Here is a 22,517-nt window from a genome sequence, read left to right as displayed (position 1 = left end):
GGCATGTCCGTCGCGGCACTCCCGTGTATGTCCGGGACATGCGTCGGCGCCGAGGCCCGTGGGCTTGTCGGCGCCGTGCGACGTCATCCAGAGAAACAGGCTCGGCGGACGTCCGCAATGACCCCATTTACTAGTTGTGGTCGCATCCGCGGTGAGGGTCCCCCGTGTGACGTGGCTCTCAATGCGCAGCGCAGGGCAGGTTATGACATGCTCATGATGACCTAGTTTGTCTACTATGGGACCTCGTTGGTGATGTGAGTCATGTGGGCTGCTTCACCAGCTGTGTGACACCCGGTGCGCGGACCTTCACCCAGCGGGGCCGTCGAATGTGACCGGGGCCTCGAAAGCGGCCCTGCGGGTGGCCCGGCGGAGGGCCTTGAGGAGGGTGGGCCCGAGGGCGAGCGTGAGAACGAGGGTGCACAGGGCCCGGCCCAGGTCCCAGCCGAGTGAGGTGGCCAGGCAGTAGGCGAGGAAACGGACGAAGTTCGCGGCGGGGCCCGCGTCGGCGTCCATGGCGATGGTCGTCGTCCGCGGGCTCATGAAGGTCCAGCCCGCCATGTTCATGAGCGTGCCGTAGCCGAAGGCGGCCACGAAGCCGTACGCCGTCAGCATCAGGATCTCGGCCCGGCCGCGCAGCCGGTCCGCGCCCGGCAGGAAGCCCGAGCCCATCGTGAACCAGCCCATCGTGAGCATCTGGTACGGCAGCCAGGGCCCCACCCCGCCCGTCAGCAGGGCCGAGGCGAACATCGTCACGCAGCCCAGGACGAAGCCGAAGCCCGGACCGAGGACCCTGCCGCTGAGGACCAGCAGGAAGAACATCGGCTCGATACCGGCCGTACCCGCGCCGATCGGCCGCAGGGCCGCGCCCGTGGCCGCCAGCATGCCGAGCATCGCGACGGCCTTGGGGCCGAGGCCGGACTCCGCGATCGTCGCCGCGACCACCGGGACCAGCAGTGCGAGGACGCCCGCGAACAGCCAGGGGGCGTCCTGGGCGTGGGCCACCGCCGCGGACTTCGGCGGGGCGAAGAAGGGCCAGGTCAGCGCGGCCACGCCGATGGCGCTCACCAGGGCGAGGGACGCCTTCGAGCGAGGGCCGAGGCGGACGGCGCGGGCCTGGGGGGAGGCACGGGGGGTCGTCCGGGGCCGGATCGTCCGTGCGATGGTCATCCGAGGGCCCTTCTCACCTGGGCCACGGTCAGCCACTTCTGCGGGGCGAGGATCTTCGCCACCTGGGGAGCGTAGGAAGGGGAGGAGGTCACCACCTCCTGGGCCGGGCCGTCCGCGATCACCTCGCCGTCCGCCAGCAGCACCACCCGGTGGGCCAGCTCCGCCGCCAGCTCCACATCGTGGGTGGCCAGCACGATCGCGTGGCCCTCGGCCGCGAGGCCGCGCAGCAGGGTGATCAGTCGGGCCTTGGCCGCGTAGTCCAGGCCCCGGGTCGGCTCGTCCAGCAGGAGCAGGGGCGGGCGTGCCGTGAGGACCACTGCCAGTGCCAGGGAGAGACGCTGGCCCTCCGAGAGGTCGCGCGGGTGGGCGTCGTCCGGGACACCCGGCAGCAGCTCCGACACCAGGGCGCGGCAGGTGCCCGGCCCGGCCCCGGCGTCCCGGTCCGCCTGCGCGCACTCGCCCGCGACGGTGTCGGCGTAGAGCAGGTCCCGCGGCTCCTGGGGGACCAGGCCGACCCGGCGGACCAGTTCGCGCGGGGGTGTGCGGTGCGGGGTGGCCCCGCCGGTGCGGACGGTGCCCGACTCGGGCTCGACCAGACCGACCAGCGCGCAGAGCAGCGTCGACTTCCCGGCTCCGTTGCGGCCCATCAGGGCGACGGTCTCGCCGGGGGTGACGGTGAGGTCGACCTTGCGCAGGGCGCGGACGCGGCCACGGCGTACGGCGAGGGCGCGGGCCTCGGCGACGGGGGAGGCGGGGCCGGGGGCGGTGCCGGTCGTTTTCGCGGCGGTCCGGGCGGCGGCCCCGCGTCCGGCGAAGAGGCGGAGAAGGGTGCGGGGGGCCGGGGCCGGGGCGGCGAGTGCCGGCGCGTCGAGGGCGGCGGGGACTGTCCCGGTTCCGGGGTCGCGGGCCCGCTGTTGCCCGACCGGGTGCTCGCGGGCCGGTCCCGGCTCCTGGCCGCGCAGCCGTTCGCGCAGCTCGGCCGCCCTGCGCCGGGCGTCCCGGACCGTCAGCGGCAACGGCGACCAGCCCGCCGTACGGCCCAGGCCGACGACCGGAGGGAAGACGGGGGACACGGCCATGACCTCCGCCGGGGTGCCGAGGACCGGCGCGGCACCCGGGGACGGGAGCAGCAGGATGCGGTCGGCGTGGTGGACGACCCGTTCCAGGCGGTGCTCGGCCATCAGGATCGTCGTGCCCAGGTCGTGCACCAGGCGCTGGAGGACGGCGAGGACCTCCTCGGCCGCCGCCGGGTCCAGTGCCGAGGTCGGCTCGTCCAGGACGAGGACGCTCGGGTGGGCCGTGAGCACCGAGCCGATGGCGACCCGCTGCTGCTGCCCGCCGGACAGCGTGGCCATGGGACGGTCGCGCAGCGGGGCCAGGCCCAGCAGGTCCAGGGTCTCCTCCACGCGGCGGCGCATCACGTCCGGGGCGAGGCCCAACGACTCCATGCCGTAGGCGAGTTCCTCCTCCACCGTGTCCGTCACGAAGTGGGACAGCGGGTCCTGGCCGACCGTGCCGACCACGTCCGCGAGGTCGCGCGGCTTGTGCGTACGGGTGTCGCGGCCCGCGACCGTGACCCGGCCGCGCAGGGTGCCGCCGGTGAAGTGCGGGACCAGGCCGCCCACCGCGCCGAGGACCGTGGACTTGCCCACGCCCGACGGGCCCACCAGCAGGACGAGTTCGCCCTCCGGAACCTCGAAGTCGACGCCGCGCACCGAGGGTCCGGCCGCGCCCTCGTACGTGATGGAGACATCCTCGAAGCGGATCACGACGGCTCCTCGGGGGACTTCGGCGAGTACGGGGGCGGAGTGACGAACGCGGGCAGCAGGCCCAGCAGACAGGCCGCCGCGGGCCAGACGGGCAGTTCGGGGGCGACCAGCGGGATCACCCCGGGGTGCAGGGTGTCGGGGAGGCGGGTGGCCGCCACGGACAGCAGCGCGGCCACCGCCGCGCCCGAGCCCGCGACCAGCCAGGCCCGTACGTCCCAGCGGTCGGGGCGGTAGCGCGTGCGCGGGGTGCGGCGGCCGCCCAGCCGGAGTCCGGCGACCGCGGCCCCGAGCCCGGCGAGCAGCACGGGTACGCCGTAGCCGCCCGCCGCGGTCAGCAGGCCGTACATCCCCGCGCACACGCCCAGCAGCCCGGCGACCGTCAGCGCCGCCGTCGTACGGCGGACCGCCGCGGGGACGCGGACCGTACGGCCGTAGCCGCGCGAGTCCATCGCGGCGGCGAGGGCGACCGAACGCTCCAACGCGCCCTCCAGCACCGGCAGTCCGACGTGCAGCAGTCCGCGGACGCCCCGGTCCGGGCGGCCGCGCAGCCGGCGGGCGGCGCGCAGCCGCTGGACGTCGGCGATCAGGTTCGGGGCGAAGGTCAGGGCGACGACGACGGCGACACCGGTCTCGTACAGCGCGCCCGGCAGGGACTTCAGCAGCCGGGCCGGGTTGGCCAGGGCGTTCGCGGCGCCGACGCAGATGAGCAGCGCGGCCAGCCGCAGGGCGTCGTACAGGGCGAAGACCAGGCCCTCGGCGGTCACCTTGCCGCCCAGGCGGATGCCCTGCGCCCAGTCGGGCAGGGGCACTTCGGGGAGCCTGATGAGGACCTGAGTGCCCGGGACGGGGGAGCCGAGGAACACCGCGAACAGCAGCCGGACGCCGATCACGGCGAGCGCGAGCTTGGCGAAGGCACCGTAGGAACGCGCCCAGGGGGCGTCGGGGCGGCGGGCCGCCACGACATAGCCGGAGACGGCGACGAGCAGGGCGAGCAGCAGGGGGTTGGTGGTGCGGGTGGCCGCGGTGCCCAGTCCCAGGGCCCACAGCCACCACGCACCGGGGTGCAGCGGGCCGGCCGTCCGGTCAGGCACGGCGGCGGGCCCGCCAGAGCGCGGCCGCGCCGAGCAGCACGACCACGCCGACACCGGCGACGAGACCGAGGGACGGTCCGTCGTCCTCGGCCTTCCCGGCGCCGGTCCGCTTCCCGTCCGTCGTCCCGGCCGCGGGCCGCTCCCGCGCCGACACCTGCTCGCCGCAGCCCTGTCGCGGGTATCCGGCGATGGCGCAGAGCAGGGCGTTGGTGTCGTAGCGCAGGGGCTTGGCCACGGCGGCCAGGGCCTCGGCGGTCGTCGCGTCCGGGTCGACGCTCGCGCACGCCGTGCGGGCGGGCGGCGGCCTCTCGCCGGAAGGGGCGTCGGCCGGTGTGCCGAAGTCGAGGACCAGCGCGACGCGCTTCCTGCCGTCCCGCGCGGGGGTGTCCGCGCAGATCGTCGCGAAGTCGGCCTCGCCGCGCGGCTGGTCGGCGTCCTGGGAGTCCTCGCTGACCGCGAACCGGAAGCCCTGCAGGTCGCCGTCCGAGGGGCGGGCGGTGGCCGGGCCCTGGGTGGCGTAGACCCAGCGGGCGCCGTCGCGGTCCCAGAAGGACCAGTAGCGGTATCCGGTGGCGTGCGCGGACTGGGCCGCGACGGTGAGGGTGAGCAGGAGCGCGGCCAGGAAGGCCGGGAGGAACCAGGCCTTCCTGGACGGCTGAACGGCCCCGAGGGTCACGGCTGGGGCTTCCGGCGGGCGCTGATCAGGAAGCCGATGCCGATGCCGCCGACGAGGCCCACGCCGACGATCCACCAGACGCTGACGCCGTCGTCCGTGTCGTCCTTGTCCTTCCGCGTCTCGGAGGGCGTCGCGCTCGGGCTCTCGGCCGCCTCCGCGGGAGCGGGGCCGGTGGCGTTCAGCAGGGAGACCAGGTCCTTGCCGCCGAAAGCGCGAGGGTCGATGCCGCCGGCCTGGGCGGCCAGGACGAGCTGCGCGTAGGCGGCGGGGCCGCTCTGCTCGGCCCACGGCAGGGCGTTGGACTCCAGCCAGTGGGCGGAGGCGGCGGCCTGCTCGCCGAAGCCGGCGGCGGCCAGGGCGACGACCGCGTCGGCGGTGTTGCCGAAGTCGGGCTGGTCCTCGGCGCCGGGCATCGAGGACATCAGGTGCTTGTCCTTGGCCAGGGCACCGGCGAGGTAGGAGGCGCCGTTGCGGGCGGCCTGCTCGCGGTCGCCGGGCTTCGCGCAGGACGGCGAGGCCTTGTCGTCACCGGCGTTCGTCCCGGCCAGGGCCTCGCCCAGGGAGCCCATGACGGCCGCGGCGGTCGCGTCGGCGTTGGCGAACAGCTTGCCGCTCTTGTCGGGCTGGTAGGCGAAGGCGCCGGCGTCCTTGCCCGCGCAGGGCAGGGCGAGCGTGAGCAGGGCGTCGTAGGGGGACTTGCCGCCCTTGACCACCTTGTCGGGCTGCTCGCCCGCGGCGACCAGGGCACCGACGACGACGGAGGTGGAGTTGGCGTCGCTGGCGCCGCCGGGGTTGTAGCCCCAGCCGCCGTCCTTGTTCTGGACCGACTTCAGCCAGGTGACGGCCTTGCCCGCGGCCTCCTCGTGGCCGCCGGTGGCGCCGAGGGCCTGGACGGCGACGGCCGTGGCGTTGGTGTCGAGCACGGTCTTGGCGTCGCACGCCTTCGCCGGGTCGGGGCGGTAGGAGGCGAACGCGCCGTTCGCGCACTGCTGCCCGGTCAGCCAGTCGACGGCCTTGTCGGCGGGGACCACGTTCTGCTCGGTCTGCGCGAGCAGGGTCAGCGACTGCCGCCAGACACCGTCGTAGGTCGGGTCGCCGGTGCCGTACAGGCCGTCGGGGAGCTGCGCCGACGGCGACGGCGAGGGGGCGGCTGCGGCGGGCACGGCGGCACCGAGTACGGCGACGGCGGCGGCCAGGGCCGCTGTGCTGCGGCGGACGATCATGATCGGAGGGTGCCTCTCCCCTAGGGGAGCCGGGCAGCACGGGACGACCCCGGGCGGCTCGGCTCCGTATACCTCGACGGTGCCGTGCGGCGACGGGCTGCCGACGCACGCGAGCCGGTCACGAATCCGTCGCGGGGCAGTCCGGCTCGCGGGCTTCGCTGCTCACGGTGGGGGTACCTCCCAGGCCCTTGAGGCACTGGGGGAGGGTCAGTGCCGGATGTGCACCGGCTTCCCCCCGTACGGGTGTGATGACGACGCCGCTACCTTACCGGCCCGTACGGAAGCGGCCATGGGGCGCCTGTCACACGTGCGCGTCACACGGCGAGGTAGGCCACCGGTTCGCTCCCCGCGACCGGCTCCGCGCGCCCCTGCTTCACCAGGTGGCGCACATGGGCCTCGGCCTCCGAGACGGCGATGGTGCGCGAGCCGTGGGGGATCCGCGGCAGCGTGTGGACGGCGGACACCGAGCGGGGCATCGAGGTCGCTCGCCGCGTCCGCACCGGCACCTACTCCGTCAACACCTTCAGTCTCGACATGCTCGGGCCCTTCGGCGGCTACAAGAACAGCGGCCTGGGACGCGAGTTCGACGCGGACGAGGGGGTGCCGGCGGCCGTGGAGAACTGTCCTGTGGAGGCGATCGCGCTCACGCTGGCGGGGAACGGGGAGGTGGTGTTCCCGCCGGAGGAGTAGTGGTGTCCCGCCGGAGGAGCGACGGAGGAGTAGTAGAGGAGTGCCGGAGCGGTAGTGGAGGAGTGCCGGAGCAGTAGTGGGGGAGCGGCCGCCGCCCGTGCGGCCGGAAAAAATCTTCACTTCGGGAGGGTCTGTCCGGCCCTGGGCGTTCTATCCTGTTATTGGCCTACGAGGCGAGTGAGGGAGCCCGAACCGGAGTAGCCGACTCGGCGGAAAGCAGCGTCACACGCTTACGCCGCTGCCGACGTCGACGGTCCGGGCTGAGAGGCCGGAAGGCAGCAGTCGGGCCGGACGGCGACCCCCAGCACCTGATCCGGACCATACCGGCGAAGGGAACCCGTCTCGTAGGTTCTTCCGTGCGCCGGTCCGGCTGTGCGCTCGGTCCCTGCCGGCCCGCTCGTGCGCTCGGTCCTCGTGGGTTCCGCCGTGCGCTCAGTCCTCGTTCTCCGGCGCCGTCACGTCGATCAGGCGGCACGCCGTCTCGATGTCGATCCTCACCTGGGCGATGGAGGCGCGGCCGGAGAGCCAGGTGATGAGGGCCGAGTGCCAGGTGTGCTCGATGACGCGGACGGCGGAGAGCTGGGCGGGGGTCGGGGAGTCCAGGCCCATGGCGTCGAGGATGATCGCCGTCGTCTGGCGGGAGACCTGGTCGACCTCGGCGGAGACGCTGCGGTCGGCGAAGGTGAGGGCACGGACCATCGCGTCGGCGAGGTGGGGCTCGCGCTGGAGGGCACGGAAGGCCCGCATCAGCGTCTCCGCCACCCGCTCGGCGGCGGTCGCACCCGTCGGCGGCTTCTTCTTCAGCGTGCCGTGCATGTGCTCCAGCTGGTCCTGCATCGTGGCGACCAGCAGATGCACCTTGGAGGGGAAATAGCGGTAGAGGGTGCCCAGGGCGACCTGGGAGGACTCCGCCACCTCGCGCATCTGCACCGCGTCGAAACCGCCCCGGCCGGCCAGCTGCGCACTCGCGTGCAGGATGCGCCGCCGCCGCGCCCGCTGCCGCTCGGTCAACGGCGCGGACGGCTGGCGCGCGTCACCGGCTTCCACCTTGGCCGGCTTGGTTTCCGCAGGCATGGATCCCGTTCCGTGACAGTCGGTGAGGAGGGGTGGGAGAAGGAGTGATCGGAGGCAGCATGCCAGGCTTCGGCCGTGGCGTGAATCACCTGATCCACTTCTCACAGCAGGGCTACCTGCCGGTAGATTCGGATCCTCTTGAACGATCAAGTCTGTAACTTGTTCTAGATTAGCGTCCCGCGTAATCTCGCGGGACAGTGCAGGCAGAAGGGGACCCAGAGTGACCGCTGAGGCCAGTCAGGCGGGCCCCTCGGCGGGGCTTGCCGCCGGTGGGGGTCCCTCCCGTTCGAGCGAAGCCGGGAACGGGGAAGAGCGACCGCTCCGGATCGCACTCCTCACGTACAAGGGAAACCCGTTCTGCGGCGGCCAGGGCGTCTACACCCGCCACCTCTCGCGTGAACTCGCCCGTCTCGGTCACAGCGTCGAGGTCATCGGCGCCCAGCCCTACCCCGTCCTCGACGAGGGCGTGCCGCTCACCGAGCTGCCCAGCCTCGACCTGTACCGCCAGCCCGACCCCTTTCGCACCCCGGGGCGCGACGAGTACCGCGACTGGATCGACGCCCTGGAAGTCGGGACCATGTGGACCGGCGGCTTCCCGGAGCCGCTGACGTTCTCCCTGCGCGCCCGCCGCCATCTGCGCGCCCGCCGCGGGGAGTTCGACGTCGTGCACGACAACCAGACCCTGGGCTACGGCCTGCTGGGCGACGTCGGCGCGCCGCTCGTCACCACGATCCACCACCCCATCACCGTCGACCGGCAGTTGGAGCTGGACGCGGCTGACGGCTGGAAGCGGCGCTACTCGGTGCGGCGTTGGTACGCCTTCACCCGTATGCAGAAGCGCGTCGCCCGGCGGCTGCCCTCCGTGCTCACCGTCTCCGGCACCTCGCGCCAGGAGATCGTCGACCACCTCGGCGTCCGTCAGGACCGCATCCATGTCGTCCACATCGGCGCCGACACCGACCTGTTCTCGCCCGATCCCTCCGTGCCGCGCGTGCCCGGCCGGATCGTCACCACCTCCAGCGCGGACGTCCCGCTCAAGGGCCTGGTGTACCTCGTCGAGGCCCTCGCGAAGGTCCGTACGGAACACCCGGGCGCCCATCTCGTCGTCGTCGGCAAGCGGCCCACGGGAGGGCCCGTCGCGACGGCGATCGAGCGCTACGGCCTCGAAGGCGCCGTCGAGTTCGTCAAGGGCATCTCCGACGCGGAACTCGTCGACCTCGTCCGCTCCGCGGAGGCGGCCTGCGTGCCGTCGCTCTACGAGGGCTTCTCCCTTCCCGCCGCCGAGGCCATGGCCACGGCGACGCCGCTGGTGGCGACGACCGGCGGGGCCATCCCGGAGGTCGCGGGCAAGGACGGCGAGACATGCCTCGCCGTACCGCCCGGCGACGCGGGGGCCCTGGCCGCCGCCCTCGTACGGCTGCTGAACGAACCGGAGTTGAGGACCCGGCTGGGCGCGGCCGGCCGCGAGCGCGTGCTGTCGAAGTTCACCTGGGCCCGCGCCGCGGAAGGCACGGCCGCCCGGTACCGCGAGGCCATCGCCCTCTCCCGCGCCGGGGTCCGCTCCGCGGCCCCACAAGCAGAAGCAGTCTCGACCCCCGAAAGCAGGGCCACGTGCTGACCGTCGACTTCTCCCGGTTCCCGCTCGCCCCGGGCGACCGCGTTCTGGACCTCGGCTGCGGTGCCGGCCGGCACGCGTTCGAGTGCTACCGGCGCGGCGCCCAGGTCGTGGCGCTGGACCAGAACGGTGAGGAGATCCGCGAGGTCGCCAAGTGGTTCGCGGCGATGAAGGAGGCCGGGGAGGCGCCCGAGGGGGCCACCGCCACCGCGATGGAGGGCGACGCCCTCGCCCTGCCCTTCCCCGACGAGTCCTTCGACGTCGTGATCATCTCCGAGGTCATGGAGCACATCCCCGACGACAAGGGCGTCCTCGCGGAGATGGTCCGTGTGCTCAGGCCGGGCGGCCGTATCGCCGTCACCGTGCCGCGCTACGGCCCCGAGAAGATCTGCTGGACCCTCTCCGACGCGTACCACGAGGTCGAGGGCGGTCACATCCGCATCTACAAGGCGGACGAACTGCTCACGAAGATCCGCGAGGCCGGCCTCAAGCCGTACGGCACCCACCATGCGCACGCGCTGCACTCGCCGTACTGGTGGCTGAAGTGCGCGTTCGGCGTGGACAACGACAAGGCGCTGCCGGTGCGGGCGTACCACAAGCTGCTGGTCTGGGACATCATGAAGAAGCCGCTGGCCACGCGGGTCGCCGAGCAGGCGCTGAACCCGCTGATCGGCAAGAGCTTCGTGGCGTACGCGACCAAGCCGCACCTGCCGCGCGTCACCGAGGGCACCGACGGCACCGAGGCGGCCGGCGAGTGACCACTCCCCGGACGGAACACCTCGTCCTGCCCGGGGTCCTCACCGCCGAGCAGGCCGCCGCGACCGTCGCCGGCATCCTCGCCGTGCAGCGCGAGGACGGGGCGATCCCGTGGTTCCGCGGCCACCACCTCGACCCGTGGGACCACACCGAGGCCGCGATGGCCCTGGACGCGGCCGGCGAGCACGAGGCGGCGGAACGGGCCTACGACTGGCTCGCCCGGCACCAGAACGAGGACGGGTCCTGGTACGCGGCCTACGCGGACGGGGCGTTCGACGACGTCACCGACCGCGGGCGCGAGACCAACTTCGTCGCCTACATAGCCGTCGGTGTGTGGCACCACTATCTGTCCACCGGGGACGATGTCTTCCTGGACCGCATGTGGCCGACCGTCTACGCGGCGGTCGAGTTCGTGCTGCGCCTTCAGCAGCCGGGCGGACAGATCGGCTGGCGTCGCGACGACGACGGAACGCCGACGGCCGACGCGCTGCTCACCGGGTCCTCCTCCGTCCACCAGGCCCTGCGGTGTGCGCTCGCCATCGCCGATCAGCGCGAAGAGGCCCAACCGGACTGGGAGTTGGCTGTCGGCGCGCTGCGGCATGCCATCCGGCGGCATCCGGAGCGGTTCCTGGACAAGGACCGCTACTCGATGGACTGGTACTACCCCGTGCTGGGTGGTGCGTTGACCGGGGCGGAAGCCAAGGCGCGGGTGGAGGAGGGTTGGGACCGGTTCGTGGTGCCCGGACTGGGCGTGCGGTGTGTGGTCCCCAACCCCTGGGTCACCGGGGGCGAGTCCTGTGAGCTGGCGCTGACGCTGTGGGCGACGGGGGAGTCTGACCGGGCGCTTGAGGTGCTGAAGTCCATTCAGCATCTCCGGGATGCGGAGAGCGGGCTGTACTGGACCGGGTACGTCTTCGAGGACGACGCGATCTGGCCTCGTGAGCTGACGAGTTGGACCGCGGGGTCGTTGTTGCTGGCCGTCGCGGCGCTCGGGGGGCACGAGGCGACGTGTGCGGTGTTCTCCGGGGAGCGGTTGCCCGCGGGGCTCGACCCCGACTGTTGTGGCTGACGGCCGGGTCGCTGCCGGGGTCTCGTGGGCGCGGGTTGTGGGGGGCTTTTCGCGCAGTTCCCTGCGCCCCTGAGAGCTCGGTCGTTCCTGTGGGTTGGTGGGTGCGGGGTGTTGGGGTTCTTCGCGCGGTTCCCCGCGCCCCTGAGAGCTCGGTCGTTCCTGTGGGTTCGTGGGTGCGGGGTGGTTGGGGCTTTTCGCGCGGTTCCCCGCGACCCTGGGGAGGCGGTTGTCTCCGTGGGTTGGTGGGTGCGGGGTGGTTGGGGTTCTTCGCGCGGTTCCCCGCGCGCCCGAGAGGCGGCGTTTCAGTGGCGGTGGACCCTGTTCGCGATGGCGTGGCCCACGAAGAGGTAGACGACTGCCGCCAGGCCGTAGCCTGCGACGACTCGGGCCCAGGCCTCGTCGAAGGTGAACAGGTCATGGGACCAGCCGGCCAGCCAGTGCGCGGTGTCGTGGATGAACTGGACGAAACTGTTGGACGGGTTGGCGTCCAGCAGGTACATCAGGATCCACAGGCCGAGGATGAAGGCCATGACGTCGGCCACGATCGCGATGACCCGGCCGGCTTGATTGGCGCTGCCATATCGAGGGGACATACCCTCCGGGTTGCCTCACCCGGCCGTTCGAAACCCGTTGGCCCTTCGCCGTGCGTTCCCCTGGAGTTGGCCCTTCCGCCCTTGCGTTCGGGGCGGTCGCTGATGATCCTCACCCCTTGAGTGGCAGGAGGGCCGTTGTCCGAGGCCGGAGCAAGTCCCTTTGAGGAGCCCAGACTTACCACGCGTCAGATACGCAGGCGCCGGGTGCCCCGGCATGTCCGCCTCGCGCTGCCGCTGGCGCTGGGCGGGCTGATCTCCCTGTTCGTCTCGGGCAACATGGCACGGCCCTTCGAACGGATCACGACCGTCGAGGCGAGGATGGCGTCGAAGTCGGACTTCTTCCGTGATCCGCAGGTGCAGCGGCTGTTACTCAGGCACGGCATCCGCGTGGACATCCACCGGCTCGGCTCCCGAGGGATCGCCACCCAGTCCCTGGACGGGATGGACGTCGTCTTTCCGTCCGGACAGCCCGCCGCCAAGCTGATCCTGGAGCGGCAGAACCGCTCGGTGCGCTCCGTCCGGCCCTTCGTCACCCCGCTGGTGCTCGGCACCTTCCGCGCCTACGCCGACACGCTCGTGAAGGCCGGCGTCGCCACAGGGCTGCGACTGTACGACAGCGGCCCCCCGCCCGGAAGGGCGAGGGGCCGAGACCGTGGGACGCGCGTCAGCCGCGCTGGATGCCGCTGGTGTCCTGAAGGACACCGCGACGGCCGTCCTGCGTCTGCGCGACCAGGGTCCCGCCGCGCTGCTCGACGGCCAGGTACCAGGTACCCGGGGCGAGTTCGGCGATCGGCGTCTGCGAGCCGTCCTCGGCGAACAGCGGACGCGGCACCGGAACCGCGAACCAGAACGGGGAGAAGTCCCCGCCCGCGGGCTGCGGAGCCGCCTGCGGCTGGCCGCCGAAGGGCTGCTGGGGCTGCTGCGGCTGACCGCCGTACGGCGCCTGCTGCGGCTGACCGGCACCGGGGTAGCCGTAGCCACCGGAGGGCTGGCCGCCGCCGTAGGGCTGGGGGGCGGCGGGGCGGGGGGCTCCGACGAGGGCGGCCTTCAGGGCCGGGACCTGCGGGGCGGCCACGGCCGCGGCGGCCATCAGCAAGGTGGCGATCAGGGCGATGATCAGGCCCGTGCCCGCGCTCGTGCCGTCGCCGCCGCCACCGAAGTTGTCGGCGCCGCCGGCCGGGTCGAAGACGTTGCCCAGCGCGCTCCACGCGGCGAACACCGTCAGCGCGACACCGAACTGGCCGAGGTCGAGGCCGGCGACCTTCGGGACCTGCGGAAGCCCCCGGGAGACGACGACGAGCGCCGCGCCGGCGAGGCCGGCGAGGATCACACTCATCAGGACCGGCCCGCTGCTCCACAGGCTGGGGATGTCCAGGCTGTCGGGAGCGCCATCGATCGAGTACAGGTCGAGGAACGACGCGATGAACAGCAACACCGCTGCTCCGATCACCACGCCGTCGCCCCGAGTGAGGGAGCGGATATTCACTACTTGTCCTTCGTCAGTCGTCGTCTCGTCATCGGCAGCGATGACACTATCGTCCGAACGATCAGGGCGTCCGCCCGGATCACGGCCGCTGTCATCACCCCCGCAGGAAACTCACGATTCCCTCGGAGATCCCCCGCGCGGCCTTCTGCCGCCACGCGCCGCTGGTGAGCAGCGCCGCGTCCTTGCTATCGCGCATGTTGCCGCACTCGATGAACACCTTGGGAACTGTTGAGAGATTGAGACCGCCCAGGTCCTCACGTGTGACGAGACCGGTGCCGTCGCCCACGTAGTTGGAGGGCGCGCTGCCGGTCGCGCGGACGAAGTTGCCCGCGACGCGCTCGCCGAGATCGCGCGAGGAGTCGACGATCGGGCGGGTGTCGGCGGCGCCCGCGTGGACGGCCTTCGGCAGGATCACATGGAAGCCACGGTTGCCGGTCCCCGAGCCGTCCGCGTGGATCGACACCACGGCATCCGCCTTCGCCTGGTTGCCGATCCGGGCGCGCTCGTCGATGCAGGGGCCGTACGGCCGGTCCCCGTCGTGCGTGAGCTTCACGGTCGCGCCCTGCTGCTGCAGGAGCGTGCGCAGCCGGTGGGCCACGTCGAGGGTGAACGTGGCCTCCGTGTAACCGGAGTCGGTGGAGGTGCCGGTGGTGTCGCACTCCTTGCGCGCCGTGCCGATGTCGACCTTGCGGCTGATCTCGGTGGTGTGCCGGAAGTTGCCCGCGTTGTGGCCGGGGTCGATCACCACGACCTTGCCCGCCAGGGGGCCCGAGGGATTCGCCGCGGTCGCCGAGGGGCTCGGTGTCGCGTCGTCGGGGCCGGACGCTTCGTCGCCGGGGGCCGGGGACGCGGCGCGTGTTTTGGCGCCCGGGGTCGCGGCGGGGCTGGACGAGGCCGCCGCGCGCTGCGGGTCGCCGCCGTCCGAGGCCGTCGTCTCGTACACCAGCCAGCCCAGCAGCGCGCCCGGCACCAGCGCCGCGAGGGCGACGGTCAAGGGGCGGTGCCGACGGCGCGGCGGGGTCGGTTCGAATCCGGGACCTGTGTACGACACGCCTGCCACCCTAACCGCCGCTCAATCCAGGTGCCGGTAGCGGCCGACCGGCGGTGACCCGCAGCGTCGGCGGAGTAAATGGGAGGCGGGGCCCGGCCGCGGCGTACTACGGTGGCGGCGTCCAGGTGCGAAGGCCGCGGCTACTTCCTCTTCCTATGGCAAAGTTCGCCGCCGCCATCCCTGAACTCTGGACGCCTCAGATCCCCGCGCCCGTGCGGCGCAGCACCCTCAGCGAGCCCGTCGCCGAGACCTCCGTGAACGCGCCGGAGGCGAGCGCGCGCAGGTGGACGCGGTAGGGGGCCTGGCCGGTGAACTCGTCCACCGGGTCCGGGAACACGTCGTGGATGACCAGCAGACCGCCCTCGGCGACATGCGGGGCCCAGCCCTCGTAGTCGCCGCTCGCGTGCTCGTCGGTGTGACCGCCGTCGACGAAGACGAAGCCGAGCGGGGAGTTCCAGAAGGCAGCGATCTGCGGCGAACGCCCGACCAGCGCCACCACGTGCTCCTCCAGGCCCGCGCGATGCAGCGTGCGCCGGAACGTCGGCAGCGTGTCCATCAGGCCGATCTCCGGGTCGACCGTCTCCGGGTCGTGATAGTCCCAGCCCGGCTGCTGCTCCTCGCTGCCGCGGTGGTGGTCGACCGTGAGCGCGCTCACCCCGGCCGCGCGTGCCGCGTCGGCGAGCAGGATCGTGGAGCGCCCGCAGTACGTGCCGACCTCCAGCAGCGGCAGACCCAGCGCCCCCGCCTCGACCGCGGCCGCGTACAGCGCGAGCCCCTCGTCGACGGGCATGAACCCCTTCGCGGCCTCGAAGGCGGCGAGGATCTCGGGCTGGGGGGCCGCGGCCATGCCGGTCCCTTTCGGTCGTACGTACAGGTCAGGCGGCTTATGCTGCCGCACCCCCTGCCGTGGGGACGACAGGGGGTGCGTGTGACGCGGCTTACGCGACGGCGGAACCCGTCCGCCCGGTTCTACGCTGTGACCGACTCATCGGCCTTGACGGCCAGGCGCGCCCGCTCCGGGCCCGCGTCCTCCTCGCTGCTCGCGCGCAGCCGGTGGTCCCCCGCGGCGCGCTGCTTCGGCAGGCACAGGGCGAACAGCAGGCCCACGGCGACGGCGGCGGTCGCGATCAGGAACGAGACCCGGAAGCCGTGCATCGTGGGGACCGCCACACCCCCCACCGTGTTCGCGGTGTTGGCCAGCACCATGCCGACGACCGCGCTGGACACGGACGTACCGATGGAACGCATCAGGGTGTTCAGGCCGTTCGCCGCGCCCGTCTCCGAGGCCGGGACCGCGCCGACGATCAGGGCGGGCAGCGAGGAGTAGGCCAGGCCGATGCCCGCGCCGAGGACGACCGCGATCACCAGGGCCTGCCAGGCGGCGCTCATCAGGCCGAGGCCGGCGCTGTAGCCGACCGCGATGATCAGCAGACCGATGATCAGGGTGACCTTGGGGCCGTAGCGCGCGGACAGCCGGGAGTAGACGGGCGCGGTGAACATCATCGTCAGGCCGAGCGGCGCCACCAGCAGACCCGCGACGACCATCGACTGACCCAGGCCGTAGCCGGTGGACTCGGGCAGCTGGAGCAGCTGGGGCAGGACGAGCGAGACGACGTAGAAGGCGACGCCGACCATGATCGAGGCGAGGTTGGTGAACAGCACCGCCGGGCGGGCCGTCGTCCGCAGGTCCACCAGCGGTGCCTTGGCGCGCAGCTCGTACACGCCCCACAGCAGCAGCACCACGACCGACGCGGCGAACAGGCCGAGCGTGGTCGTGGACGACCAGCCCCAGTCGCTGCCCTTGGTGACCGGCAGCAGGAGCAGCACCAGACCGAGCGAGAGGCCGAGCGCGCCGGGCAGGTCGAAGGAGCCCTTCGCCCGCGTCGGGGACTCCGGTACGACGGTCAGGGTGAGGGCGATGGCCAGCGCGCCCAGTCCCGCGGCGCCGTAGAAGAGGACGTGCCAGTCGGTGTGCTGCGCGACCAGGGCCGCGGCGGGCAGGGCGAGGCCGCCGCCGACGCCGATGGAGGAGCTCATCAGGGCCATCGCCGAGCCGAGCCGCTCGCGCGGCAGCATGTCGCGCATCAGGCCGATGCCGAGGGGGATCGCGCCCATGGCGAAGCCCTGGAGCGTACGGCCGGCGATCATCGGGATCAGGGTGCTGGTGGCCGCGCTGACCAGGGCGCCCACGACCATGACGGCGAGGCTGGCGACCAGCATGCGGCGCTTGCCGTAGAGGTCGCCGAGCCGGCCCATGATCGGGGTGGCGACCGCGCCGGAGAGCAGGGTCGAGGTCAGGACCCAGGTGGCGTCGCTGGGCGCGGTGTCCAGCAGTTGCGGCAGATCCTTGATGACCGGGACGAGCAGGGTCTGCATCACCGCGACCACGATGCCCGCGAAGGCGAGCACGGGGACGAGGGCGCGGGGAGTGCCCGGGGTGCCGGGAGCTCTGCCGTCGGGCCGCTCGGTCGTCGTGTGGGACATGGGGTGGGGCCTCCAGGCCGACGGGCGGGTCAGGGGATCGCTTCGGAGTTGCGTGCATGGAGAACCCGGTGCGCTTGGGCAACTATTCCGTTGTTTCGAGTACCTAACGAATCCTTGACCTTCTCTTGGTCGAGTGGGGGTGGGTGAGGGTGGGTGGGGGTGCTGATTTGAGGTGAATGGGGTGATATACGCGGAGTGTTCGGACTGGGAGGTGGGCGACGCGGGCAAGCCGCCGACCGAGAGAATCGAGGCTCCGGGCCGGCCCGGAACGCACGCGTGGGCGCCGACCGCTCGCGGCCGGTGCCGTTCTTCGTGGCCAAGCCGGACGAGAGCCTCGTGTCCTGGCTCGACCGGGGACTCCTCCCCGCGGGCGGCCGTGCCCTGGACCTCGGCTGCGGGCCGGGGCGCAACGCGCTGTACCTCGCCTCGCGCGGCTCCACCGTGGACGCCGTCGACATCTCCCCGGCCGCCATCGCCTGGGCCGAGGAGCGGTCGGGGGAGGCGGGCGTCGGGGTGGGGTCCGGGGAAGCGGGCGTCGAGGGGCGGGCCGGAGAAGCGGAAGCGGGCGTCGGGGTGGGTCCGGGGAGGAGGGCGTCGAGGGGCGGGCGCGGGAGGCGGGCGCTCGGGTGCGGTTCCACCGCCGCGACGCGTTCGGCCTCACCGTCACGGAACTGACCGGACCGTACGACCTGATCCACGACTCGGGCATGTTCCACCACCTGCCCCCGCAGCGCCGGATCGGCTATCTCGCCCTGCTGGAGCGGCTGCTGGCCCCCGGTGGCCACTTCACCCTGACCTGCTTCGCCGCCGGAGGCATGGGTTCGGAGGTCTCCGACGCCGACCTCTACCGCCAGGGCGCCCTCCACGGTGGACTGGCCTACACCGACGGCCAGTTGCGCGCGGTCTTCGCCGACCTCGCCGAGGTGGAGCTGCGCCGGATGCGGGCCGAGCCGGAGGACTCGCCCAGCTTCGGGGAGGACTTCCTGTGGACGGGGCTGTTCCGGCGGGGCGGGGTGGCGTAGGGCGCCCCTCGGCCCGGGGTCGCGTCCTGGCGAGGTCCGGGATCCACCCCCTGCCGGCGCGCCGTCCGTGGTGCCCTGAGGTGCCGTGGGCTGTTGGGCGCGTTCCTCAGAGCCAGCCCTGCCGACGGGCCTCGCGCAGGGCCTCCGCGCGGTCGCGCGTGGCCGTCTTGCCGATCGCGGAGGACAGATGGCCGTGGACGGCGGACTCGGGCAGGTGGAGTGCCGTGGCGATGTCGGCGACCGTGGCGCCGTCGGCCGAGGCTCTCAGGACGTCGCGTTCGCGGGCCGTCAGCGCGTCGGGGCCGGTGTCGTGGGCCGCGGCGGCCAGGGCCGGGTCGATGACCGTCTCCCCGGTCAGGACCCGGCGGATCGCCGCCGTCAGGTCCTCCACGGGACCGTCCTTCACCAGGAAGCCGGCCGCGCCCGCCTCCATGGCCCGGCGCAGCCGGCCGGGTCCGGCGAAGGTGGTGAGGATCAGCACCCGGCAGTCGGGGACCTCGTCGCGCAGGGCGGCCGCGGCGTCCAGCCCGCTCATACCGGGCAGTTCGATGTCCAGCAGGGCCACGTCGGGACGGTGCACGAGCGCCGCGTCCACGATCGAGTCCCCCGCCGCCACCTCGGCGACGACGTCCAAGTCCGGTTCCATGCCCAGCAGCACCGCCAGCGCCCCGCGCAGCATGCCGTGCTCCTCGGCGAGCAGCACCCGGACGGACTTGACCGGGCGGTACTCTCGGGGCATTTCGTTCACGGTTCAAGAGTAGGTCGGCGGGGCTCGTCCGAGGCCTTTCGGCGGCGGGCGGTCCGGCCGCGAGCGGGAAGCCGTCACCGGGCCCTGTCGGACTCGCCGGCCGCTCGCCCATGACCCGGTCGCCCCCAACCCGGACCTGACATGCCGTCAGGAGCCTTCACAAGTGCACGCCCCTGGGCTATACAAAGGTCGCCGGACTGGAACGCGTTCTAGTGTCCCGGCAGGTGACGCTTGCGCGACGGGGCGAACGTTGCCTGTCGGGGCACGAGGTTCGCCCGTGACGACCTCGGTGCGGCCGACGGTGCGGACGTCCGCACCGAGGTCTCAGACCCTCAGGAGCCCCATGCCCATCGACGCCGCCAAGGCGCTCGCCGCCGAACCCCGCTCCGGTGCGATCGCCTGGACCCCGAAGGACGTCCTGCTCTATCACCTCGGCATCGGCGCGGGCCTGCCCGCCACCGACCCCGACGAGCTGCGCTACACCCTGGAGAGCCGGCTGCACGTCCTGCCGAGCTTCGCCACGGTCGCCGGTTCCGGTGCGCCCGGTGTGATCAGCGGACTGTCCCTGCCCGGCATCGAGGTCGAGCTCGCCCGGGTGCTGCACGGCGGCCAGGTGCTCACCGTGCACCGCCCCATCCCGGCCACGGGAGAGGCAACCACCACGTCCTCTCTGGCCGCCGTGTACGACAAGGGCAAGGCCGCGATCCTGGTGCTGCGCACGGACGTGGCCGACGTCGACGGGCCGTTGTGGACCAATGACGCCCAGATCTATGTGCGCGGCGAAGGCGGCTGGGGCGGCGACCGCGGCCCCGACACCCGGATGGCGCCGCCGAGCGGACAGCCCGACCGGGTCCTGGAGCGGACCGTCCGCGAGGACCAGGCCCTCCTCTACCGCCTCTCCGGCGACTGGAACCCCCTGCACGCCGACCCCGACTTCGCCAGGGCCGCCGGGTTCGACCGCCCGATCCTGCACGGGCTGTGCACGTACGGCATGACCCTGAAGGCGGCCGTCGACACGCTGCTCGGCGGCGAGGTGACGCGCGTGCGCTCCTACGCCACCCGCTTCGCGGGGGTCGTCTTCCCGGGCGAGACCCTGCGCATCCGTCTGTGGCGGCAGGACGGCGGTGTCGTCCGGGCCGAGGTCACCGCCGTCGAGCGGGGCGACGCCCCGGTCCTCACGGACACGGTCGTGCACCACACGTGAGCCGGACGATCGTGAAGGTGCGCCACACCTGAGTCGGACGGCGGCCGTGGCGGCGTACCGCATCTGGGCCGGACGGCGATCGTGGCGGCGTACCGCACCTGAGTCGGACGGCGGCCGTGGCGGCGTACCGCACCTGAGTCGGACGGCGGCCGTGGCGGCGTACCGCACCTGAGTCGGACGGCGATCGTGGCGGCGTACCGCACCTGAGTCGGACGGCGGCCGTGGCGGCGTACCGCACCTGGGCCGGACGGCGGCCGTGGCGGCGTACCGCACCTGGGCCGGACGGCGATCGTGGCGGCGTACCACACCCGGAGCGGACGACCTTGACGGCGCACCACACCCGAGTCGGAGGACCGCGCACCACACCTGAGCCCGAACGAGCCCTTGAGCGGGCTCGACCCGAGGGGAGCCGCACCATGCGCGCAGCCGTACTGCACGAAGACAGGCCAGGAGAAGCTGGAAGTCCTCGACGACGTCGAGGCGGTGGGCTTCGGCCCCGGCAGGGTCAGGATCCGGATGCGGGCCACCGGCCTGTGCCACTCGGACCTGTCCGCGATGAACGGCGTGCTGCCGCAGCCCGCCCCCTTCGTCCCCGGCCACGAAGGCGCGGGCGAGGTCGTGGAGGTGGGCGAGGGCGTCACCCGGGCCGAGCCCGGCGACCGGGTCGTGGTGTGCTGGCTGCCCGCCTGCGGCGCCTGCCCCGCCTGCCGGCGCGGGCAGACCGAGCTGTGCCTGGCCGGGTTCATGAACGCGGGCACCCCCAACTTCAAGCGCCCCACCGGTGACGTCTTCGGCTTCGCCGGGACCGGCACCTTCGCCGAGGAGGTGGTCGTCGACGAGGGCTGCGCGGTGCCGATACCCGACGACGTGCCGTCCGACTCGTGCCGACCTGAGGCCGACTCGCGCGGGTCTGAGGCCGACTCATGCGAGCCGGAAACCGACTCGTGCCGACCTGAGGACGTCTCATGCGCCCCTGCGGCCGACTCATGCGGGCCTGAGGCCGTCCTCCGGGCGACCGCTGTCCACGAAAGAGTGGGAACGGCCGCGGCCCCGCACGCCGTATGACGTGCGGGGCCGCGGACTCGTACCGCTCGACCGGTCGTCGGCCGTCAGGCCGCCGCCTCGGCCGGCTGCTCCACCGGCTTGCGGTGGCGGCCGCGCGGGGCTGACTCGGTGTCCTGTGCCGAGACCGGACCCCGGTGTCTGCCGTGGCCGGCCGCGTCATGAACGTCGGCGGACAGCCGCTTGGACGTACTGGCGTCGCTCATCGAAGAATTCACCCCGTTAAACATGATCTTCTTACAGCCGGGGGAGTCTAACCGGCACACCTCGGGTCGAATCCAGGCGGCCACGCCAACCGCCGCTACTTCGTTACAAGACGCCCGAGAGGCGCCTCCCGCAGGGGCACGGGACGGGGTGCGGCGGGCGCCGGGGGGGCCGGTTCCGACGGCTCGCCCGGCGCGTCCCCCGAGTCCGGGGACACCCCCGAGTGCAAGGACAACTCCGGGGCGCCCGTGCCGTCCCGGACCGGATCCAGCGGTCCCGTCGCCCCCGCGGCCCTCGTGCTCCCCGTCGTTCCCCCGCTCTCCAACCACGACGCGGGCCACTCGGCCACACCGCAGGGGGCGTCCTCGGTGGCGTACGGCAGTCGCAGCACGCCCTCGACGGTCCACAGCCCCGACCCGGTCAACCAGCCCAGCGGCGGGGCGAGATGACGCACCCGGCGCTCGGCGGGCCGCCACACCCCGACCCAGCTGCCCACCGGCCCGTCCACCCGCAGGGCCACCGCGCAGCTCTCCGGCGTCAGCACCTGCCCCGGCTGGATCGCGAACGGCGTCACCGCGCACCCCTCCCCGCGCAGGCACTCCGGGAAGCGCACCGGCAGCATGCTGCCCAGCACCCCCCAGCCCAGCCGCTCCACGCCCGGCGAGGGCGCGTCGGAGCCGATCAGCAGCAGCCCGCTGTCCGGGTCGGCGCACAACAGCCGGTCGTCGCTGTGGGTGGCGATCTGGAGCAGCGGCGACACCTCCCCGCCGCGCGCCAGGTCGACGACGACCGTCTTGGTCAGCCCCGCCACCTCCCGGTCCAGCGCGAGCAGACGGCCCGCCCGGTCCAGCCAGATCCCGCCCGAGCAGCGCCCGGGGATCTCGGCGACCAGCTCCGGGCCGAAGGCCCCGCCCGCCACCAGCCACACCTCGCTGGAGCCCGGCCCGACCAAGAGGGCGTAGGCGCGGTCGCCGCCCGGCGCCGGGGGCAGCAGCCGCGGCCTGCCCTCCACCGTCCCCAGCAGCAGCTCGCCCGTGCCCGGTCCCGTCGGATACAGCAGGGAGAACATCTGCCGTCCGTCGGTGTGGCGGCTGATCAGGACCCGTCCGTCGGCCAGCGGCTGCACCTCGGTGCCGGGCTCCTCCGGCTGGTTGCCGGGCAGCGGCACCGCGTACGGCTCCGGGCCGTCCAGCGTCCAGCGCTCCGGGAACCAGGAGTCACCGCTGCGGGCGAGGCGGGCGGCGTACGCGCCGTCCGCCGTGATGACGCACCCCGCCTCCGGTCCGCGGTCCTCCGCGTCCGCCGCGGCGGGTTCGATCGCACAGGAAGTCATCGTTCGGTCACCTCCGGCGACGAAGCTAGTTTTCGCACGCACAGACGTGGAACCGCCGGGCGGCCGCTTCACACATAAGGGTGGCCGCCCGCCGATTCGCCTGAGGAAACGGGGACGCGTGTGCTGTCCGGGATGTCCGGCATGGCCGGGACGGTCGGGACGGCCGCACCCGTACCGCCGTGGGGCGCCTTGCCGGTACA

Annotated in this window: 18 protein-coding genes, 4 pseudogenes and 1 riboswitch; of the genes and pseudogenes, 7 read left to right on the top strand and 15 right to left on the bottom strand. The window is 73.0% G+C overall.

Annotated elements, in window-relative coordinates; translation table 11 throughout:
• Window positions 1–306 precede the first annotated feature (306 nt).
• From ABZZ79_RS13820 to ABZZ79_RS13795, 6 genes and pseudogenes are all read right to left on the bottom strand, one after another.
• Window positions 307–1,167: an ECF transporter S component gene (locus ABZZ79_RS13820; RefSeq protein WP_356689132.1), complete on the bottom strand. Its 861-nt coding sequence runs from the start codon at window positions 1,165–1,167 to the stop codon at window positions 307–309.
• Complete coding sequence (locus tag ABZZ79_RS13815) at window positions 1,164–2,936, bottom strand: ATP-binding cassette domain-containing protein (protein WP_356689131.1); 1,773 nt, start codon at window positions 2,934–2,936, stop codon at window positions 1,164–1,166. The genes ABZZ79_RS13820 and ABZZ79_RS13815 overlap by 4 nt, the downstream gene beginning before the upstream one ends.
• The gene (locus ABZZ79_RS13810; protein WP_356689130.1) at window positions 2,933–4,027 is read right to left on the bottom strand and encodes an energy-coupling factor transporter transmembrane component T; all 1,095 of its coding nucleotides are present in this window, start codon (window positions 4,025–4,027) and stop codon (window positions 2,933–2,935) included. The genes ABZZ79_RS13815 and ABZZ79_RS13810 overlap by 4 nt, the downstream gene beginning before the upstream one ends.
• Complete coding sequence (locus ABZZ79_RS13805) at window positions 4,020–4,703, bottom strand: SCO2322 family protein (RefSeq protein WP_356689129.1); 684 nt, start codon at window positions 4,701–4,703, stop codon at window positions 4,020–4,022. The genes ABZZ79_RS13810 and ABZZ79_RS13805 overlap by 8 nt, the downstream gene beginning before the upstream one ends.
• Window positions 4,700–5,926 (bottom strand): prenyltransferase/squalene oxidase repeat-containing protein, encoded by a 1,227-nt coding sequence (locus tag ABZZ79_RS13800; RefSeq protein WP_356689128.1) that lies wholly within the window; start codon window positions 5,924–5,926, stop codon window positions 4,700–4,702. Before ABZZ79_RS13800 ends, ABZZ79_RS13805 begins: the two co-directional genes overlap by 4 nt.
• Window positions 5,927–6,240: 314 nt before the next feature.
• Window positions 6,241–6,363: pseudogene (locus tag ABZZ79_RS13795) on the bottom strand (MBL fold metallo-hydrolase); the annotation flags it as partial.
• Between ABZZ79_RS13795 and ABZZ79_RS13790 the strand changes: the two are divergent.
• A pseudogene (locus ABZZ79_RS13790) lies at window positions 6,353–6,616 on the top strand (aldehyde dehydrogenase family protein); the annotation flags it as partial. The pseudogenes ABZZ79_RS13795 and ABZZ79_RS13790 sit on opposite strands and share 11 nt — an antisense overlap.
• A 169-nt stretch (window positions 6,617–6,785) precedes the next feature.
• Window positions 6,786–6,968, top strand: a riboswitch (TPP riboswitch).
• A gap of 80 nt (window positions 6,969–7,048) precedes the next feature.
• Here ABZZ79_RS13790 and ABZZ79_RS13785 read toward each other — a convergent pair.
• Window positions 7,049–7,690, bottom strand: a complete 642-nt coding sequence (locus tag ABZZ79_RS13785) for a TetR family transcriptional regulator (protein WP_356689127.1) — start codon at window positions 7,688–7,690, stop codon at window positions 7,049–7,051.
• A 220-nt stretch (window positions 7,691–7,910) separates the two neighbouring features.
• Here ABZZ79_RS13785 and ABZZ79_RS13780 point away from each other — a divergent pair, with 220 nt between their 5' ends.
• From ABZZ79_RS13780 to ABZZ79_RS13770, 3 genes are read left to right on the top strand one after another with little or no spacing between them, the layout of a single operon-like run.
• Window positions 7,911–9,308, top strand: coding sequence for a glycosyltransferase family 4 protein (locus tag ABZZ79_RS13780; protein ID WP_356689126.1), 1,398 nt, complete (start codon window positions 7,911–7,913; stop codon window positions 9,306–9,308).
• The gene (locus ABZZ79_RS13775) at window positions 9,302–10,063 is read left to right on the top strand and encodes a class I SAM-dependent methyltransferase (RefSeq protein ID WP_356689125.1); all 762 of its coding nucleotides are present in this window, start codon (window positions 9,302–9,304) and stop codon (window positions 10,061–10,063) included. The genes ABZZ79_RS13780 and ABZZ79_RS13775 overlap by 7 nt, the downstream gene beginning before the upstream one ends.
• Window positions 10,060–11,130, top strand: coding sequence for a prenyltransferase/squalene oxidase repeat-containing protein (locus ABZZ79_RS13770; RefSeq protein WP_356689124.1), 1,071 nt, complete (start codon window positions 10,060–10,062; stop codon window positions 11,128–11,130). The genes ABZZ79_RS13775 and ABZZ79_RS13770 overlap by 4 nt, the downstream gene beginning before the upstream one ends.
• A 302-nt stretch (window positions 11,131–11,432) precedes the next feature.
• Here the strand turns inward: ABZZ79_RS13770 and ABZZ79_RS13765 are convergent, their stop codons facing one another.
• The 5 genes from ABZZ79_RS13765 to ABZZ79_RS13745 all read right to left on the bottom strand — a co-directional run bounded on the left by ABZZ79_RS13765 (window position 11,433) and on the right by ABZZ79_RS13745 (window position 16,744).
• Window positions 11,433–11,723: a hypothetical protein gene (locus ABZZ79_RS13765; protein WP_356689123.1), complete on the bottom strand. Its 291-nt coding sequence runs from the start codon at window positions 11,721–11,723 to the stop codon at window positions 11,433–11,435.
• A gap of 664 nt (window positions 11,724–12,387) precedes the next feature.
• Entirely contained in the window at window positions 12,388–13,209 is an 822-nt protein-coding gene (locus tag ABZZ79_RS13760; RefSeq protein WP_356689122.1) for a hypothetical protein, read from the bottom strand.
• Window positions 13,210–13,303: 94 nt separating this feature from the next.
• The gene (locus ABZZ79_RS13755) at window positions 13,304–14,260 is read right to left on the bottom strand and encodes an N-acetylmuramoyl-L-alanine amidase (protein WP_356689121.1); all 957 of its coding nucleotides are present in this window, start codon (window positions 14,258–14,260) and stop codon (window positions 13,304–13,306) included.
• Between the two features lie 196 nt (window positions 14,261–14,456).
• On the bottom strand, window positions 14,457–15,107 hold the full coding sequence (locus tag ABZZ79_RS13750) for a class I SAM-dependent methyltransferase (RefSeq protein ID WP_356689120.1): 651 nt from the start codon (window positions 15,105–15,107) through the stop codon (window positions 14,457–14,459).
• Between the two features lie 122 nt (window positions 15,108–15,229).
• Complete coding sequence (locus tag ABZZ79_RS13745; protein WP_356689119.1) at window positions 15,230–16,744, bottom strand: MFS transporter; 1,515 nt, start codon at window positions 16,742–16,744, stop codon at window positions 15,230–15,232.
• A gap of 276 nt (window positions 16,745–17,020) precedes the next feature.
• Here ABZZ79_RS13745 and ABZZ79_RS13740 point away from each other — a divergent pair.
• Window positions 17,021–17,766: pseudogene (locus ABZZ79_RS13740) on the top strand (class I SAM-dependent methyltransferase).
• Window positions 17,767–17,872: 106 nt separating this feature from the next.
• On the opposite strand, the gene ABZZ79_RS13735 reads toward ABZZ79_RS13740, so the two are convergent.
• Entirely contained in the window at window positions 17,873–18,505 is a 633-nt protein-coding gene (locus tag ABZZ79_RS13735; RefSeq protein ID WP_356689165.1) for a response regulator transcription factor, read from the bottom strand.
• Window positions 18,506–18,857: 352 nt separating this feature from the next.
• On the opposite strand from ABZZ79_RS13735, the gene ABZZ79_RS13730 reads away from it, so the two are divergent.
• Window positions 18,858–19,718: a MaoC/PaaZ C-terminal domain-containing protein gene (locus ABZZ79_RS13730; protein WP_356689118.1), complete on the top strand. Its 861-nt coding sequence runs from the start codon at window positions 18,858–18,860 to the stop codon at window positions 19,716–19,718.
• Window positions 19,719–20,134: 416 nt separating this feature from the next.
• Window positions 20,135–20,591, top strand: a pseudogene (locus ABZZ79_RS13725) (alcohol dehydrogenase catalytic domain-containing protein); the annotation flags it as partial.
• A 236-nt stretch (window positions 20,592–20,827) separates the two neighbouring features.
• Here the strand turns inward: ABZZ79_RS13725 and ABZZ79_RS13720 are convergent.
• Both ABZZ79_RS13720 and ABZZ79_RS13715 read right to left on the bottom strand, forming a co-directional pair.
• Window positions 20,828–20,986 carry a hypothetical protein gene (locus tag ABZZ79_RS13720; RefSeq protein ID WP_356689117.1) on the bottom strand — a complete coding sequence of 53 codons (159 nt, stop codon included), beginning with the start codon at window positions 20,984–20,986 and terminating at the stop codon, window positions 20,828–20,830.
• Between the two features lie 95 nt (window positions 20,987–21,081).
• Entirely contained in the window at window positions 21,082–22,317 is a 1,236-nt protein-coding gene (locus ABZZ79_RS13715) for a hypothetical protein (protein ID WP_356689116.1), read from the bottom strand.
• Window positions 22,318–22,517: the final 200 nt, after the last annotated feature.

It is taken from the genome of Streptomyces sp. NPDC006458 (assembly GCF_040612135.1).
Taxonomy (GTDB): domain Bacteria; phylum Actinomycetota; class Actinomycetes; order Streptomycetales; family Streptomycetaceae; genus Streptomyces.
Note: the sequence above shows the minus strand (reverse complement) of the source record. Positions and strands in the feature narration are given on the sequence as shown.

Coding starts and splice junctions, on each gene's coding strand:
- ABZZ79_RS13715 (WP_356689116.1), bottom strand. CDS start 22,317: ATGACTTCCTGTGCGATCGAACCCGCCGCGGCGGACGCGGAGGACCGC.
- ABZZ79_RS13800 (WP_356689128.1), bottom strand. CDS start 5,926: ATGATCGTCCGCCGCAGCACAGCGGCCCTGGCCGCCGCCGTCGCCGTA.
- ABZZ79_RS13720 (WP_356689117.1), bottom strand. CDS start 20,986: ATGAGCGACGCCAGTACGTCCAAGCGGCTGTCCGCCGACGTTCATGAC.
- ABZZ79_RS13765 (WP_356689123.1), bottom strand. CDS start 11,723: ATGTCCCCTCGATATGGCAGCGCCAATCAAGCCGGCCGGGTCATCGCG.
- ABZZ79_RS13820 (WP_356689132.1), bottom strand. CDS start 1,167: ATGACCATCGCACGGACGATCCGGCCCCGGACGACCCCCCGTGCCTCC.
- ABZZ79_RS13730 (WP_356689118.1), top strand. CDS start 18,858: ATGCCCATCGACGCCGCCAAGGCGCTCGCCGCCGAACCCCGCTCCGGT.
- ABZZ79_RS13735 (WP_356689165.1), bottom strand. CDS start 18,505: ATGCCCCGAGAGTACCGCCCGGTCAAGTCCGTCCGGGTGCTGCTCGCC.
- ABZZ79_RS13745 (WP_356689119.1), bottom strand. CDS start 16,744: ATGTCCCACACGACGACCGAGCGGCCCGACGGCAGAGCTCCCGGCACC.
- ABZZ79_RS13785 (WP_356689127.1), bottom strand. CDS start 7,690: ATGCCTGCGGAAACCAAGCCGGCCAAGGTGGAAGCCGGTGACGCGCGC.
- ABZZ79_RS13750 (WP_356689120.1), bottom strand. CDS start 15,107: ATGGCCGCGGCCCCCCAGCCCGAGATCCTCGCCGCCTTCGAGGCCGCG.